12 protein-coding genes are annotated in these 14,804 nt (G+C 59.3%); 9 read left to right on the top strand and 3 right to left on the bottom strand.

Annotated elements, in window-relative coordinates; all coding sequences use genetic code 11:
• The first annotated feature begins 89 nt into the window (after positions 1 to 89).
• Entirely contained in the window at positions 90 to 1,001 is a 912-nt protein-coding gene (locus KGA85_RS22860) for an SDR family oxidoreductase (protein WP_223455612.1), read from the top strand.
• 73 nt (positions 1,002 to 1,074) lie between these two features.
• On the opposite strand, the gene KGA85_RS22855 is transcribed toward KGA85_RS22860, so the two are convergent.
• Complete coding sequence (locus tag KGA85_RS22855; RefSeq protein ID WP_223455613.1) at positions 1,075 to 1,845, bottom strand: N-acetylmuramoyl-L-alanine amidase; 771 nt, start codon at positions 1,843 to 1,845, stop codon at positions 1,075 to 1,077.
• 570 nt (positions 1,846 to 2,415) lie between these two features.
• Between KGA85_RS22855 and KGA85_RS22850 the strand changes: the two genes are divergently transcribed.
• The 5 genes from KGA85_RS22850 (at position 2,416) to KGA85_RS22830 (ending at position 9,509) form a co-directional block, all read left to right on the top strand.
• Positions 2,416 to 4,209, top strand: a complete 1,794-nt coding sequence (locus tag KGA85_RS22850) for a DUF1302 domain-containing protein (RefSeq protein ID WP_223455614.1) — start codon at positions 2,416 to 2,418, stop codon at positions 4,207 to 4,209.
• 23 nt (positions 4,210 to 4,232) lie between these two features.
• Positions 4,233 to 5,603 carry a DUF1329 domain-containing protein gene (locus tag KGA85_RS22845; RefSeq protein ID WP_223455615.1) on the top strand — a complete coding sequence of 457 codons (1,371 nt, stop codon included), beginning with the start codon at positions 4,233 to 4,235 and terminating at the stop codon, positions 5,601 to 5,603.
• A 141-nt stretch (positions 5,604 to 5,744) separates the two neighbouring features.
• The gene (locus tag KGA85_RS22840; protein WP_223455616.1) at positions 5,745 to 8,291 is read left to right on the top strand and encodes a LuxR C-terminal-related transcriptional regulator; all 2,547 of its coding nucleotides are present in this window, start codon (positions 5,745 to 5,747) and stop codon (positions 8,289 to 8,291) included.
• 171 nt (positions 8,292 to 8,462) lie between these two features.
• Positions 8,463 to 9,152 (top strand): hypothetical protein, encoded by a 690-nt coding sequence (locus tag KGA85_RS22835; protein WP_223455617.1) that lies wholly within the window; start codon positions 8,463 to 8,465, stop codon positions 9,150 to 9,152.
• 45 nt (positions 9,153 to 9,197) lie between these two features.
• Positions 9,198 to 9,509: a hypothetical protein gene (locus tag KGA85_RS22830; protein WP_223455618.1), complete on the top strand. Its 312-nt coding sequence runs from the start codon at positions 9,198 to 9,200 to the stop codon at positions 9,507 to 9,509.
• Between the two features lie 56 nt (positions 9,510 to 9,565).
• Here KGA85_RS22830 and KGA85_RS22825 read toward each other — a convergent pair whose 3' ends face one another.
• Positions 9,566 to 10,363: an IclR family transcriptional regulator gene (locus KGA85_RS22825; protein ID WP_223455619.1), complete on the bottom strand. Its 798-nt coding sequence runs from the start codon at positions 10,361 to 10,363 to the stop codon at positions 9,566 to 9,568.
• 163 nt (positions 10,364 to 10,526) lie between these two features.
• On the opposite strand from KGA85_RS22825, the gene hmgA reads away from it, so the two are divergent.
• From hmgA to maiA, 3 genes are read left to right on the top strand one after another with little or no spacing between them, the layout of a single operon-like run.
• Positions 10,527 to 11,831 carry a homogentisate 1,2-dioxygenase gene (hmgA, locus tag KGA85_RS22820; protein ID WP_223532669.1) on the top strand — a complete coding sequence of 435 codons (1,305 nt, stop codon included), beginning with the start codon at positions 10,527 to 10,529 and terminating at the stop codon, positions 11,829 to 11,831.
• A gap of 3 nt (positions 11,832 to 11,834) precedes the next feature.
• Entirely contained in the window at positions 11,835 to 13,139 is a 1,305-nt protein-coding gene (gene fahA / locus KGA85_RS22815) for a fumarylacetoacetase (protein ID WP_223532667.1), read from the top strand.
• A 12-nt stretch (positions 13,140 to 13,151) separates the two neighbouring features.
• Positions 13,152 to 13,787 carry a maleylacetoacetate isomerase gene (maiA, locus tag KGA85_RS22810; RefSeq protein ID WP_223455622.1) on the top strand — a complete coding sequence of 212 codons (636 nt, stop codon included), beginning with the start codon at positions 13,152 to 13,154 and terminating at the stop codon, positions 13,785 to 13,787.
• A gap of 118 nt (positions 13,788 to 13,905) precedes the next feature.
• Here maiA and KGA85_RS22805 read toward each other — a convergent pair whose 3' ends face one another.
• Positions 13,906 to 14,709, bottom strand: a complete 804-nt coding sequence (locus tag KGA85_RS22805; RefSeq protein ID WP_223532665.1) for a SirB1 family protein — start codon at positions 14,707 to 14,709, stop codon at positions 13,906 to 13,908.
• Positions 14,710 to 14,804 lie beyond the last annotated feature (95 nt).

The following is a 14,804-nucleotide window of genomic DNA, read 5'->3' as shown; positions in this document are numbered from 1 at the left end:
CCATTCAGCCTCCCCCGTGTTCATTGTGACCCGCTGCGCCGTGCCTGAAACTCGGACTCACTGTCCCCTGGCCTGCTGGAGTCCCCCCCATGAATGAGTCTGTGCGCTTCGAAGATAAAGTCGTGATCATCACCGGAGCCGGTGGCGGCCTGGGACGGGCGCATGCACTGCTGTTCGCCAAACAGGGCGCCAGGGTGCTGGTCAACGATCTTGGCGGCACGGCCCAGGGCGAGGGCGCCAACGCCTCGGCTGCCGACCGCGTGGTAGCGGACATTCGCGAGGCTGGCGGCATCGCCGAGGCCAACCACGACTCGGTCACTGACGGTGACAAACTGGTCCAGCACGCCCTGGACGTTTTCGGTCGCGTCGACGTGGTGGTTAACAACGCCGGGATCCTGCGTGACAAGACCTTCCACAAAATGGATGACGCCGACTGGGACCTGGTTTACCGCGTCCACGTCGAAGGTGCCTACAAAGTCACCCGCGCCGCCTGGCCGCACATGCGCGAGCAAAACTACGGCCGGGTGATTTTCACTGCGTCGACCTCGGGCATCTATGGCAACTTCGGCCAGTCCAACTACGGCATGGCCAAGCTCGGTCTCTATGGCCTGACCCGCACCCTGGCCATCGAAGGCCGCAAGAACAACATCCTGGTCAACGCCATCGCCCCCACCGGCGGCACGCGCATGACCGAAGGCTTGATCCCGCCGCAGGTCTTCGAACAGCTCAAGCCGGAACTGGTCAGCCCGCTGGTGGTGTACCTGGCCAGCGAGAACTGCCAGGAAACCTCCGGTCTGTTCGAAGTCGGCGGCGGCTGGATGGGCAAGGTCCGCTGGGAGCGCAGCCTCGGTGCCGGGTTCGATCCACGGACAGTTTTCTCCCCGGAAGACGTGGCGGCGCACTGGCAGCAGATTTGCGACTTCGAAGGCGCGGCGCATCCGAAAGACAACATCGAAGCGCTGAAGGAAATGATGGGGAATTTACATAAATATACGCTCTGATAGCGCCGGCAAGGTCGTATTGACTGACCTTGCCGGTTGTTTTATTTGTCGGCTGGAAGCCGTTTGCTAATGATCAGCGGGGAAAGTATTTGACTACCAGCGCCTTCAGATTGGCGGCGGTTTGTGCGTCCATTTTTCCATCGAAGTTATCCGGGCGAAAATGCATCTGGAATGCCCGCACCAACTGTTGAAAACCGCCTTCCGTTGACGCCCCCGAAACATCGTATCCATAGGATTTGAACAACCCCAGCAATTCGCTTCGGGCTGGAACGCCCGATGTGGTGTATTGGCGCAGATACTCGTTCCGAGTGGTTTCATCGAACCAGGCTCCGACGCCTTTCAAGTGCAGCGCCTGCCAGGGAAACATCGGCCCCGGATCACTTTTGCGGCCTATCGCAATATCGGAGTGGCCCAAAACCTGCGTCGGTGTGATATCCGGGTAGCGCTTGAGGATATTCAGCGCCAGTTGTTCAATCGCAGCAATCTGCTCGGGGTGATACGGCGGGAAGGTGAATTCGCCTTTGTTGTCGGTCGCCAGGTTGACGACTTCAATGCCGATGGACGTGTCATTCAGATTACTGCGGTTACCCCACTGACTGACACCTGCGTGCCACGCGCGATAGGTTTCATCCACCAGGCTGAATACATCCTGCCCGGTATGGCCGGCTTTCAGGTAACTGGGGTCAGTGATATCTGGAATCAGATAGTGCGCGCTGACACTCGGGCCGGTCAGGGCACTGACAGAACTTGAAAAGTTAGCGGCCGTGTAGTGAAGAATCAGAAAGCGTATTCGACTGTTGAAGCTTCGGGTTGAGCGATACTGGTTGTAGTTGATGGGTTTCATGGTTGCACTCGCAATAAGTAAGTTTGAAGCCGGACGAAGATAAAAGTCGTTCGCCGACTTGCTGTTCAACTTAATGGCTCGAGTGCTATTGGTGTTTACCTATGGTTGTAGGCGCTTTCTGAAAGAAATGTAGGTATTCGAAGTTTTGCCTGGCAGCTGTTACTCATCAAAAACCATCGCCCATAAAAAAGGCCGCTGCAAACGCAGCGGCCAAGGTAAGACGTTGGATCAGGAGCTACAAATCAACGTCAGTGAACACGGGGCGATGAACCGAATCCTCAATTCATCTGAAATCTTTCAGTCACGGCGCAGGCCGGTACAGGGTGCCTGCGGTGGTCTACTGTGACAGCCAGGCAAGAATAAGCCCTTGCTGTCGTAGGAAAAATACCAATTACGGACATGCACTGTTGCAGCCCCGGCAACAGTCAGGATTCGGGTGCTTGTCGTCTGGGTGATGACCCTGTGCCAGTCATCCTTTAGAGGTACACCACGAATACCTCCTTGGTGCGCTTATCGACCCCGATGCCCGGCAGTAGGGTGAGGCCTTCTGTCACTCACCGGGGAAGACGCATGACAAAAACAACAATGCGCGCCATCTTCACACCGCAGGCGTTGGCGGCTGCGGTCGCCTTGGGTTGCTGTGCCCAGGCGCAGGCCATTTCGTTCAACATCGGGGAAATCGAGGGGACGTTCGACTCCTCGCTGTCGGTCGGCGCGAGCTGGGGTATGCGTGATGCGGATAACGCCCTGGTGGGCACCGTCAATGGCGGTTCCGGCCAGTCTTCGACCGGTGACGACGGGCGACTGAACTTCAAGAAGGGTGAAACCTTCTCGAAGATCTTCAAGGGTATTCACGACCTCGAACTGAAGTACGGCGACACCGGTGCGTTTGTGCGTGGCAAGTACTGGTACGACTTTGAATTGAAGGATGAAAGCCGCCCCTTCAAGGACATCAGCGATCACAATCGCAAAGAAGGCGCCAAGTCTTCAGGCGGGCAAATTCTCGACGCCTTCGTATATCACAACTATTCCCTCGCCGATTTGCCGGGCACTTTGCGCGCCGGCAAGCAGGTGGTCAGTTGGGGCGAGAGCACCTTCATCGGCAACTCGATCAACAGCATCAATCCGGTGGACGTGTCCGCGTTCCGTCGTCCTGGTGCCGAGATCAAGGAAGGCCTGATTCCGGTCAACATGCTGTTTGCCTCCCAGGGCCTGACGGACAAATTGACGGTCGAAGGCTTCTATCAACTGGAGTGGGACCAGACGGTCGTCGATAACTGCGGCACTTTCTTTGGTGTCGATGTGGTGGCGGACGGTTGCAACAAGGGCTACACCGTCGCCAACCCGGCCATTGCACCCTTGCAGCCAATTGCGGCTGCTTTTGGCCAGGGCTTCGAGGTCAGCAAGGAGGGCGTGATCGTTCCCCGTGGTGGCGACCGCGATGCCCGGGATTCCGGGCAGTGGGGTACGGCGTTGCGCTGGCTTGGGGACGACACCGAGTACGGCCTGTACTTCATGAACTACCACAGCCGTTCGCCGAATGTCGGGACCACCACTGCCAGCCTCAGTACGCTGGCGAGCATTCCGGGGATCGTTGCCGCCGCCAACCGCATCGCGCCCGGCAGCGGTTCGGGCCTGGCCCAAAGTGTGATGCTCGGTCGCGGCCAGTATTACCTCGAATACCCGGAGGACATCCGCCTCTACGGCGCAAGCTTCTCCACCACCTTATCCACCGGCACCGCGTGGAGCGGGGAAATCAGCTACCGCCCCAACCTCCCGGTGCAGGTCAACACCAATGACCTGACCCTGGCCATGCTCAATCCGATTGCAGGCGGTGCGGCATCACCCATTGCCACTTCACCCGGGGCTGACAACAAAGGTTATCGCCGCAAGGAAGTGACGCAGATCCAGAGCACCCTGACGCACTTCATCGATCAGGTCGCAGGTGCGGATCGCCTGACCCTGGTGGGCGAGGCGGCGGTGGTTCGGGTCGGTGGTCTGGAAGCACGTACCAAACTGCGCTACGGCCGCGATTCGGTGTATGGCCAGTATGGTTTCGGCGGCGACACCGGCGGCTTCGTGACCTCGACTTCATGGGGTTACCGCGGCCGGGCCATCCTCGACTACAACAACCTCATCGCCGGGATCAACGTCAGGCCCAACCTCTCGTGGTCCCACGATGTCTCCGGCTATGGCCCCAACGGTCTGTTCAACGAAGGCGCCAAGGCCGTCAGCCTCGGTGTCGATGCGGACTATCGCAATACCTATACCGCGAGCCTCAGTTACACAGACTTTTTCGGCGGGGACTTCAACGTCCTCACCGACCGTGACTTCGTGGCGTTGAGCTTTGGTGTGAACTTCTGATCTGGCTGAAAAGGATGAATTCAATGCGCAAGATGATTCTGCAATTGGGCACCGTTCTGGCCCTGAGTCTGTTGGCCGCCAACGTGATGGCCGCGGTGTCGCCGGAGGAAGCTGGTAAGCTCGGCACCAGCCTTACACCGCTCGGTGCCGAGAAGGCTGGCAATGCCGATGGCTCGATTCCGGCCTGGACCGGCGGCATCCCGAAAAACGCTGGCGCAGTGGACAGCAAAGGTTTCCTGACCGACCCGTTCGCCAACGAAAAGCCGTTGTTCGTGATCACCGCAGCGACTGTCGACAAGTACAAGGACAAGCTCTCCGACGGCCAGATCGCGATGTTCAAGCGCTATCCCGAGACCTACAAGATTCCGGTCTATCCCAGCCATCGCACCGTGGCCCTGCCAGCGGAAATCTATGAGTCGGCCAAGCGCAGCGCGCTGAACGTAACACCGATCAATGACGGTAACGGCCTGGCTAATTTCACCGGCAATCGCTACTACGCATTCCCGATTCCAAAGAATGGCGTGGAAGTGATCTGGAACCACGTCACCCGTTACCACGGCGGCAATCTGCGCCGCACCATCACCCAGGCAACACCGCAGTCCAATGGTGACTTCACCGTGATCCGCTTCAAGGACGAGGTCGCCGTGCCGTCGTTGCTCGGTGATCTGAAACCGGGCAACGACGATAACGTCCTCAACTACTTCAAGCAGGAAGTGACCGCACCGGCGCGGCTGGCGGGCAACGTGTTGCTGGTTCACGAGACCCTCGACCAGGTCAAGGAACCGCGCAAGGCCTGGATCTACAACGCTGGCCAGCGCCGGGTACGGCGTGCGCCACAGGTTGCTTATGACGGCGTCGGCACCTCATCCGACGGCCTGCGCACCACTGACAACTTCGACATGTTTTCCGGCGCGCCGGATCGCTACGACTGGAAACTGGTCGGCAAAAAGGAGATGTACATCCCCTACAACAGCTACAAGCTCGACTCGCCAGACCTCAAGTACACCGATGTGATCAAGGCCGGGCACATCAATCAGGACCTGACTCGCTATGAGTTGCATCGGGTCTGGGAAGTCGTCGCCACGGTCAAGTCGAGCGAGCGGCATGTGTACGCCAAGCGCCACATGTACATCGATGAAGACAGCTGGCAAGTGGCGCTGGCCGACCACTACGACGGGCGTGGCCAGCTCTGGCGCGTCGCCGAAGGGCATGCCCAGTTCTACTACGATCACCAGGTGCCGGCCTACACCGTCGAAGCGCTGTATGACTTGATTGCCGGTCGCTATATCGCCCTGGGAATGAAGAACGAAGAGAAGCGCAGCTTCGAATTCAACATCGATGCAAAAGCGGGGGACTACACGCCAGCAGCCTTGCGTAGCACGGGGGTTAGGTAGGTTTCCTACAGGCTCCTACACAAAAGGGTGACTCAACGGTCACCTTTTTTATAGCGGTCGATCAGTGTGTTGAATACTTCTTCAACAAGCGCTCGGGAGGGGTCTAGGGTGGCGCCAGAATTATAAAAAAGGCGCATCACTATGACTGCAATGACGCACTGTCTGGACCGCCCTGGCTTCCTGCCCCGACTGTCGTCCCATCATCTGTCCCGTGAGCGGTTGATTGAGCCCATGCTGGTTTCGACCGCGCGGGTGAAGTTGCTTTGCGCACCGGCCGGTAGTGGCAAGAGCGCGTTGCTCACCGAATGCCTGCTGCGGGCGCCGGAGCACTCTCGGGTCTGTTGGTTGCCGCTGGCGGGGGAGTCGTTGGGTGCAGCCGATTTTCTGTTACGCCTGACTCAAGCGCTGGGTCTGCCCTCGGCGGATGAGCCCGGGCTGCTGGCGCATCTGGCCCGATTACAGGCGCCGACCTGGCTGTTTCTGGATGATTACTGCCGAGCACCCAACCCGGAACTCGACCGGGTGCTCGATCGCCTGTTGGCCGTCGCCAGCCCGGCGCTGACCTGGTGGCTGAGCTCCCGACGACGACCACCCTGCAACTGGCCGCGGTTGCTGCTCGATGATGAGTTGTACGAGTGCGAAGGCCGGGCGCTGGCGTTTACTGAGGCCGAAGTCGGGCAGTTGCTCGGTCATGTCGAGCCGACCCTGGCGGCACAAACCGCCAAAAGGGTAGTTGAGCGCAGCGGTGGCTGGTGCGCTGGCGTGAGGATCGCGTTGCTCAATGGTTGTCCATGGTCGGGTGAACAGGGGCGTTCGGCAACATTGCTCGATTATCTGCAACACGAGTTGTTCAACAGCTTGCCGCCGGAATTGGTTGAGGTCTGGCAGGTGTTGGTTCATCTGCCACGCTTCAACGCCAGCTTGTGCGAGCATCTTTTCGGTACAGGTGAGGGCGCGCAGTGGCTGCACGCGTTGCAGGAAATGGGCTGCTTCATTGAACCCTGGGAAGACTCCGTCGAGTGGCTGCGGATCTTCGAGCCATTGGCCCGGGAGATGCGGGAAGAGCCGACTCCGGCCGGGCGATCCTGGCATCGCCGTGCGTGCCAATGGTTCAGCGCCGAAGAAGACTGGCAAGGTGCGTTCGAGCAGGCTCTGTTGGCGCAGGAGTTCGAAGTTGCGGTCAGCTTGTTGCAACACTTCAGCATTGAGCATCTGTTCAAGCGTCAGAACGTCAGCTGGTTACTCAAGCTGCACGAGCAGTTGGGTGAACAGTTGACCCTGGGCACGCCGCAACGGGTAGGGTTGATCACCGCAGCGTTGCTGATTGCCGGGCGTTTCGGGCAGGCGGCCGCCTGCATCGGGCAATTGTCCCGATTTGCCCCGCAACCGACGGCATCCTTGCAACGGCAACTGCTGGCGCGTTGGCAGGCGCAACAGGGTTGGTTGCTGCATTTGCAGGGACGCCTGCCGGCGGCACGGGCGCATTTTATCGAGGCACTGGACGAACTGGCGGCCGAGGCGTGGCCCGCACGGTTGCTGTGTCTGTCCGGGCTGACCCAGCAAGCGCTGCTCAACGCCGACCTCGATGCCGCCCAGGCCTTCAATCGTGACGCCCTGTGCCTGGCGCGGGCACAAGGCTCGTTGCTGTTTGAAGGCTTGCTCGAACTCGACCATGCGCAATTGCTGGAGCAGCGGGGTGCACCGCGGCGAGCAGGGCAGTTGCTGGCCGACATCCATGAAATGCTCGGACGCCAGGCTGATCGACCGACGCCGCTGCTGGGACGAATCGCCCTGCGGCGTGGGCGGTTGGCCTTGTGCCAGGGCCAGGATGAATTGGCCGGTGAGTGTTTCCAGGCGGGACTTGATGACTGCCTGCACAGTCAGGACAAGCACGTGTTGTACGGGTTTCTCGGGCAGGCGCAACTGGCGGCCAATCAACGTGATTACGCCCTTGCGTTTGATCGTCTGCGCGAGGCCGAGCGGTTGATGCAGCAACGGCAGATCCCCGACACGGTGTATCGCGGGGTGCTGCTGCAAATCAGCAGCCATTTCTGGTTGCAACAAGGGCGCCCGGAGTTGGCCCGGGAAGCGCTGACCCGGGTCTTGCGTCATTATCGGGGGGGCCACGCACGCCAGGCACCGCCGGCCACGCTGCAGCTGATTGCGCGTATCGAATACCAGTTGGTGTTGGCCGAGACTCAACTGCAACTGGCGCAACGCCCATTGGATCGGCTCAAGGCGTTACTCGAGCACGCGCAACAACACGCCATGCTGGCGCTGGAAACGGAGCTGCAATTGGCAATCTGCGAAGTGGCGGACCTGACGGGTGAGCCGGACATGGCTCACTCGGCACTGGAGGCCGGTCTGGCATTGGTGAAGCGTTGTCAGGGGCAACAGGCATTGCGTGATTTGAACTTGCGCCAGCCGAACCTGATCTGTCGTTTACAAGGCGAGGAGACGGTGACCGCGCTGGCCCTGGATGTCAGCCTGCTGAGCAGTCGGGAACTGGAAGTGCTCGGCCTGATTGCCCAGGGTAATTCCAATCAGCAAATTGCCGAGCAGCTGTTCATTTCGTTGCATACGGTGAAAACCCATGCCCGGCGCATTCACAGCAAGTTGGGTGTGGAGCGGCGTACACAGGCAGTTGCCATGGCGAAGAAGTTGGGGTTGATAATGCAGGTTTGGTAGTTGTTGGTTTTTCGTTTGGAAATGAATTAAAACATACTGTCGCGTGCATAAATAACTGTGTCGATTAGTATGCTCCTCGGCGCTGACAAGTAAGCAATTAGTTGCGTTGTCAGTACAATGGTCGACAGGTCGAGCAGGATGCTCGGCTCTTTAACGTGACAGGAAGTCTGTATGAGTGACAGTTTTTTTTCTAACAGTAAGATTTTGCTATTGAAGCGTATTCGTGCGGATTTCGCAGTCGGGGTGCTGTTGGCTGAACGCTTGGGGAAACTCGGGGTCAACCCGTTCAAGACCTATCTGAATACGCTGGTTGATATTGTTGGCACTGACGTCAGCGAGTCCAGGACGTTATTCGATGAGACACTGGAGTGGGTTGAGAAGGAGTCACTGCCTGATTATGTCCAGGTTATCAATGGCATCTTCAATCGGCGGTATTCTTTCGAGCCGGAGCATAAGGTTAAAGGGCTGGACCTGATAGAGTTTGAAAGAATAGTATTTGATATCGTCCGTTGGTTGACCGATGCACCCTCAATCAACCTTTCAAAGCGCTCGATCAAAGTTTCTGGCATCGAACAGGTCCACGCAGCATTAAAGTATCAGATCCCGGAAATCAATATTGATAACGTGTACTTGACCAGTTTTGTGACGGAAGCGGACGGGCGAAAGATACTTCAATCCCGAAGTCTGGCCGAAGATGTCTTTGCTTATTTTCAACATGATGAAATTCCTTACTATCACGGCGAAGGACAGGGCGTTTATTCGATCGCCTACAGTTCCCGGGAATCTGATGTGCACCCGCAACTCACGATCAAGGACATCAGTGATCTGGTGATAGAAATTGCTCCGGATTTCCTGATCTGATATTCAGGGACTTTCGTAGCCCATTCAATTATGGAGTTTTAAGGCATGGAACAACTGACAAAGGAGTTGGTGCGGGCCAAGTTGCACGCAAGGCTCAGTAGGCGCGGTATTGATGTCGATAAGGTTTATATCAATGCAGTTGCGTCGGCTAACGATTCTACGGTTATTTACTCTCAGTCACTGGTCTCGGCATTTTTTCTTAAGTTGCAGGATGGTGAAGTTCCAAAATTCGCCAGTGAGAATTTGGGGATCTTTTCCGAGCCGTACACGTTTGACCAGAAATATCGTTTCGATGGTGTGAAACTTGATGAGCTCAATGAAATGGGTGCAGCAATTGCCCGGGATTTACTGAGCTGATTGGTGGTTCTATCAAAGTAGTTGTGCCAACCCCTTGGTTGGCACAGTTGCCGCAATCAGGTTGCGGATACGGCGGGTTCAAAACCCATGCGCCAGCTGACCGCATGGCTGGCGGATAACAGGCGCTGCGCCGCCGGACCGTTTTCATCGGCATGGAACAACGATGTCGGCCCCACCACCGTCAGCACGGCAACCACTCTGCCCATCGCGTTGAACACCGGTGCCGACAAGGCATCCACCCCTGGCAGCAGCAAACCATGTACATGGTGCAAACCGCGTGCGCGGATTTGTTCGCACTGGGCCGCATAGGCCTGATCGTCTGCCAGCGTGTGGGCTGCGTGGGACTGCAATTCCTGCACGCGCAGATCCTCGGTTTCGCGTTTCGGCAGGTAGGCGCCAAACACCAGTCCCGTCGAAGAACTGAGCAATGGCAACACCGAGCCCAGTTGTGTCACCACCGTCACCGCACGCACCGCCGGTTCGATATGCACCACGGTCGCGCCCTGATTGCCCCACACCGCCAGAAAACAGGTTTCGTTCAAGTCATCGCGCAATTCGGCCAAGGGCAGGGCGGCGACTTTCAGCACGTCCATGCTGTTGAGTGCCGCCAACCCTACGCGCAAGGCTTCGCGGCCCAGGCCGTAATGGTTGGTAGCGGCGTTCTGTTCGGCGAATCCGCTGGCGATCAAGGCCTGCAAATAGCGGTGAACCTTGCTCGCCGGCATCTGCACGTGTTCGGCCAGGCGCGACAGCGAAGTCGAGGGCGACAACTCGGCCAGAGCCTTGAGGATGTCGGTGCCAACCTCGGCCGAGCGGACTTTTTGTTTACCGTTGTTGTCGCTGGTTTTTTCCATGGTGGCTGGGATCCCGGGACGAATGGGCGTCTTTATAGCTTGACGGTCAATACCAATCAAATTACGTTATGCGTAATCAAATTACGATAAAAACAACCCGGACGTGCCTCGACCTCTGCAACAGAGCGAGCGGCCACTGTCGACTCCCTGTTCAGGAGGCTCCATGAACCCCGATTCAACGACGCCAGCGCTGGCCTACCTGTCAGGCTTCGGCAACGAATTCAGCAGCGAAGCGTTACCCGACGCACTGCCTGTCGGCCAGAACTCCCCGCAAAAAGCCCCGTACGGCCTTTACACCGAACTGTTCTCCGGCACGGCGTTCACCATGGCGCGCAGCGAAGCGCGGCGGACCTGGATGTATCGTATTCAGCCGTCGGCCAATCATCCGGCATTCGTCAAACTGGATCGGCAACTCGCCGGCGGCCCGCTGGGTGAGGTGACCCCCAACCGCCTGCGCTGGAACCCGCTGGAAATTCCCGCCGAGCCGACCGATTTCATCGACGGCCTGGTGAGCATGGCCGCCAACTCGGGCGCAGAAAAACCGGCCGGGATCAGCATCTACAACTACCGTGCCAACCGTTCCATGGAGCGCGTGTTCTTCAATGCTGACGGCGAGATGTTGCTGGTGCCTGAACTGGGGCGCCTGCGCATTGCCACCGAACTCGGCGTGCTTGAACTCGACCCCCTGGAAATTGCCGTACTGCCACGCGGCCTTAAATTCCGCATCGAACTGCTCGACCCGCAAGCCCGCGGTTACGTCGCCGAAAACCATGGTGCGCCGCTGCGGCTGCCGGACCTGGGGCCGATTGGCAGCAATGGCCTGGCCAATCCGCGGGACTTCCTGACCCCGGTGGCGGCCTACGAAAACCTGCAACAACCCACCACGCTGGTGCAAAAATTCCTCGGCCAGTTGTGGGCCTGCGAGCTCAATCATTCGCCGCTCAACGTGGTCGCCTGGCACGGTAACAACGTGCCGTACAAATATGACCTGCGCCGTTTCAACACCATCGGCACCGTCAGTTTCGATCACCCCGATCCGTCGATCTTCACCGTGCTGACCTCGCCGACCAGCGTCCACGGCCTGGCCAACCTCGACTTCGTGATCTTCCCGCCACGCTGGATGGTGGCCGAGAAAACCTTCCGTCCGCCGTGGTTCCATCGCAACCTGATGAACGAATTCATGGGGTTGATCCAGGGCGAATACGACGCCAAGGCCGAAGGCTTTGTGCCCGGCGGTGCTTCGTTGCACAGCTGCATGAGCGCCCACGGTCCCGACGGAGAGACTTGCACCAAAGCGATCAACGCTGATCTCAAGCCGGCGAAAATCGACAACACCATGGCGTTCATGTTCGAGACCAGCCAGGTGTTGCGCCCAAGCCGTTTCGCCCTCGATTGCCCGCAACTGCAAAACACTTACGACGCCTGCTGGGCTACGCTGCCCGCCACTTTCGACCCGACCCGGAGATAACCCATGACGCAGACTTCCATCACTCGCAGCTGGGTTGCTTCGGCCAACGGCCACGCGGATTTCCCCCTGCAAAACCTGCCGCTGGGCGTGTTCAGTCTCAACGGCTCGGCACCGCGCAGTGGCGTGGCCATTGGCGAGCATATCTTTGACCTGCAAGCGGCCCTTGAGGCCGGGTTGTTCGATGGCGCCGCGAAAGCTGCCGTCGAGGCCACCCGTGGCGGCCAGTTGAATGCGTTCTTCGAACTGGGCCGCGAGGCTCGCGTCGCGTTGCGCGAGCGTTTGCTGGAACTGTTCGCCGAGGGCAGCACCCTGCACGGCAAGATCGAAGCCCTGGGCGCAAAACTGCTGCCGCTGGCGGCGGATTGCGAAATGCACCTGCCGGCGAAAATCAACGATTACACCGACTTCTACGTTGGCATCGAGCACGCGCAGAACGTTGGCAAACTGTTCCGTCCCGACAACCCGTTGCTGCCGAACTACAAGTACGTGCCAATCGGCTACCACGGTCGTGCGTCGACCATTCGCCCGTCCGGTACCGATGTACGCCGCCCGAAAGGCCAGACCTTGCCGGCCGGTCAAACCGAGCCGACCTTTGGCCCTTGCGCACGCCTGGATTACGAACTGGAGCTGGGCATCTGGATCGGCCAGGGCAACGACATGGGCGACTCGATTGCCATTGGCGACGCCGCCGACCACATCGCCGGTTTCTGCCTGCTCAACGACTGGTCGGCACGGGACATTCAGGCCTGGGAGTACCAGCCGCTGGGGCCGTTCCTGTCGAAAAGCTTCATCACCAGCATCTCGCCGTGGGTGGTCACCGCCGAAGCGCTGGAACCGTTCCGTCGTGCCCAGCCTGAGCGTCCGCAAGGCGATCCACAGCCACTGCCGTACCTGTTCGACAAGCGCGACCAGGCTGCTGGCGCGTTCGACATCGAACTGGAAGTGTTGCTGCTCACCGAGGCCATGCGCGAACAGAACCTGCCAGCCCATCGCCTGACCCTGAGCAACACCGGGCACATGTACTGGACCGTGGCGCAAATGGTCGCGCACCACAGCGTCAACGGCTGCCAGTTGCAGGCCGGTGACTTGTTCGGTTCGGGCACGTTGTCGGGGCCGCAGAGCGGTCAGTTCGGCAGCCTGCTGGAAATCACCGAAGGCGGTAAAAAGCCGATCGAACTGGCCTCGGGCGAGGTGCGTAAATTCCTTGAGGACGGTGACGAAATCATCCTGCGCGGCCGTTGCCGCCGCGACGGTTTTGCTTCCATCGGTTTCGGCGAATGCCGCGGCAAAGTGCTGCCGGCGCGCTAACAGGAGCGGGGCATGGAACTCTATACCTACTACCGTTCGACGTCCTCGTACCGGGTGCGTATCGCGCTGGCGCTCAAAGGCCTGGATTATCAATCCTTGCCAGTCAACCTGATCGCACCGCAGGGTGGCGAGCATCGACAGCCGCCTTATCTGGGCATCAACCCGCAGGGTCGCGTGCCGGCCTTGCGCACCGATGAAGGCGAGTTGCTGATCCAGTCTCCCGCGATCATCGAGTACCTGGAGGAACGTTATCCACAGGTGCCACTGCTGTCCAAAGACCTGGCTACCCGTGCTCACGAGCGCGGCGTGGCGGCAGTGGTCGGCTGCGATGTGCACCCGCTGCACAACGTCAGCGTGCTCAATCGGCTGCGCCAGTTGGGTCACGACGAACCGCAGGTGGTGGAGTGGATCGGTCACTGGATCGGCCAAGGGCTGGCCACGGTCGAGCAGCTGATCGGTGATGACGGTTATTGCTTCGGCCCCGAGCCTGGGCTGGCGGACGTCTACCTGATCCCTCAATTGTACGCGGCCGAGCGTTTCAATGTTTCCCTTGAAGCTTATCCACGCATCCGGCGAGTGGCGGCATTGGCGGCGACGCACCCGGCGTTCATCAAGGCGCATCCGGCGAATCAGCCAGACACGCCATAACGATTCACACCGTCCCAATGTGGGAGCGAGCCTGCTCGCGATAACGGTGTGTCAGCCACGTTGATGTGACTGACACTCCCTCTTCGCGAGCAGGCTCGCTCCCACAAGGTTTTTGTGATCAGTGAACGATGGCGTTCGGCGGCAAATGCCCCAATCGTTCCGTCAGGCGAATCCGCTGGATCGGATCTTCGCTGAGCAGCAGCGCATGCTCCAGGTCAAAACGCTCGGCGTTCGGGCAGTCCAGCCGTTGGTACAGGCTGGCCCGGGCCAGATAGTCGGTGGCAGTGGCATTGCCCAGTTCCAGGACGCGCTCGGCGTCGATCAAGGCATTGATGCAATCGTCGTGGGACAGGTACAACTGGCGCAGGTTGCGCGACAGCCGTTGCAGCATCTGCGCCGGCTCGGCGGTTACCAGGTGCTCGGCGCTGAGCTTCATGTTCGGGCCATACTGGCGGTGCAGCAGTTCCCGACAATCGTTCGGATAAAGCCGGCGGCCGCCGCAGGGGTCGAGCAAATGATCGGCGCCCGGAACCCGCAGCAGGAAATGCCCGGGGAAGTTGACCCCGACCATGGGAATTTCCAGGCCCTTGGCCAACTCCAGCGCAATCAGCCCCAGCGTCAAGGGTTGCCCTCGTCGGCGCTCCAGTACTTTGTCAAGCAGTGCCACTTGCGGGCGCAAGGGTGTGAAGTCGTCCTGGGCATAGCCAAGGTCGTTCATGCGCCGCAGCAGCGGCTGGGCCAGTTCACTGACCGGCAGCATCGGCAAGCCGCCACTGACCCGTTGTTGCAATGCCTGGAAATCGGCCAGTAGTGCTTGCGGCTCCACCTCGCTGTCGTGCTCGGCCGCAATCCACAGTGCCGCCTCGAACAGCGCGGGCGGTGAACGTTGCAGGCAGGCGAAGAACGATTGGCGCGGGGTCATCAAAATCTCCGGGCAATGCCTCGTTTTAGCCCCCTCTCCGGCATTCGTCCAGTGCCGCACAAGGGCGATCACAGGTTATTTCCGAAAGCCTGCAT

Origin of the sequence: Pseudomonas sp. GL-B-12 (genome assembly GCF_019955895.1) — a bacterium.
GTDB lineage: Bacteria > Pseudomonadota > Gammaproteobacteria > Pseudomonadales > Pseudomonadaceae > Aquipseudomonas.
Note: the sequence above shows the minus strand (reverse complement) of the source record. Positions and strands in the feature narration are given on the sequence as shown.

Bases quoted from the DNA above. Each gene is read 5' to 3' on its own strand.
- KGA85_RS22825 (WP_223455619.1), bottom strand. From the start codon at position 10,363: ATGGAAAAAACCAGCGACAACAACGGTAAACAAAAAGTCCGCTCGGCC.
- maiA (WP_223455622.1), top strand. From the start codon at position 13,152: ATGGAACTCTATACCTACTACCGTTCGACGTCCTCGTACCGGGTGCGT.
- KGA85_RS22845 (WP_223455615.1), top strand. From the start codon at position 4,233: ATGCGCAAGATGATTCTGCAATTGGGCACCGTTCTGGCCCTGAGTCTG.
- KGA85_RS22850 (WP_223455614.1), top strand. From the start codon at position 2,416: ATGACAAAAACAACAATGCGCGCCATCTTCACACCGCAGGCGTTGGCG.
- KGA85_RS22860 (WP_223455612.1), top strand. From the start codon at position 90: ATGAATGAGTCTGTGCGCTTCGAAGATAAAGTCGTGATCATCACCGGA.
- KGA85_RS22830 (WP_223455618.1), top strand. From the start codon at position 9,198: ATGGAACAACTGACAAAGGAGTTGGTGCGGGCCAAGTTGCACGCAAGG.
- fahA (WP_223532667.1), top strand. From the start codon at position 11,835: ATGACGCAGACTTCCATCACTCGCAGCTGGGTTGCTTCGGCCAACGGC.
- KGA85_RS22840 (WP_223455616.1), top strand. From the start codon at position 5,745: ATGACTGCAATGACGCACTGTCTGGACCGCCCTGGCTTCCTGCCCCGA.
- KGA85_RS22805 (WP_223532665.1), bottom strand. From the start codon at position 14,709: ATGACCCCGCGCCAATCGTTCTTCGCCTGCCTGCAACGTTCACCGCCC.
- hmgA (WP_223532669.1), top strand. From the start codon at position 10,527: ATGAACCCCGATTCAACGACGCCAGCGCTGGCCTACCTGTCAGGCTTC.
- KGA85_RS22855 (WP_223455613.1), bottom strand. From the start codon at position 1,845: ATGAAACCCATCAACTACAACCAGTATCGCTCAACCCGAAGCTTCAAC.
- KGA85_RS22835 (WP_223455617.1), top strand. From the start codon at position 8,463: ATGAGTGACAGTTTTTTTTCTAACAGTAAGATTTTGCTATTGAAGCGT.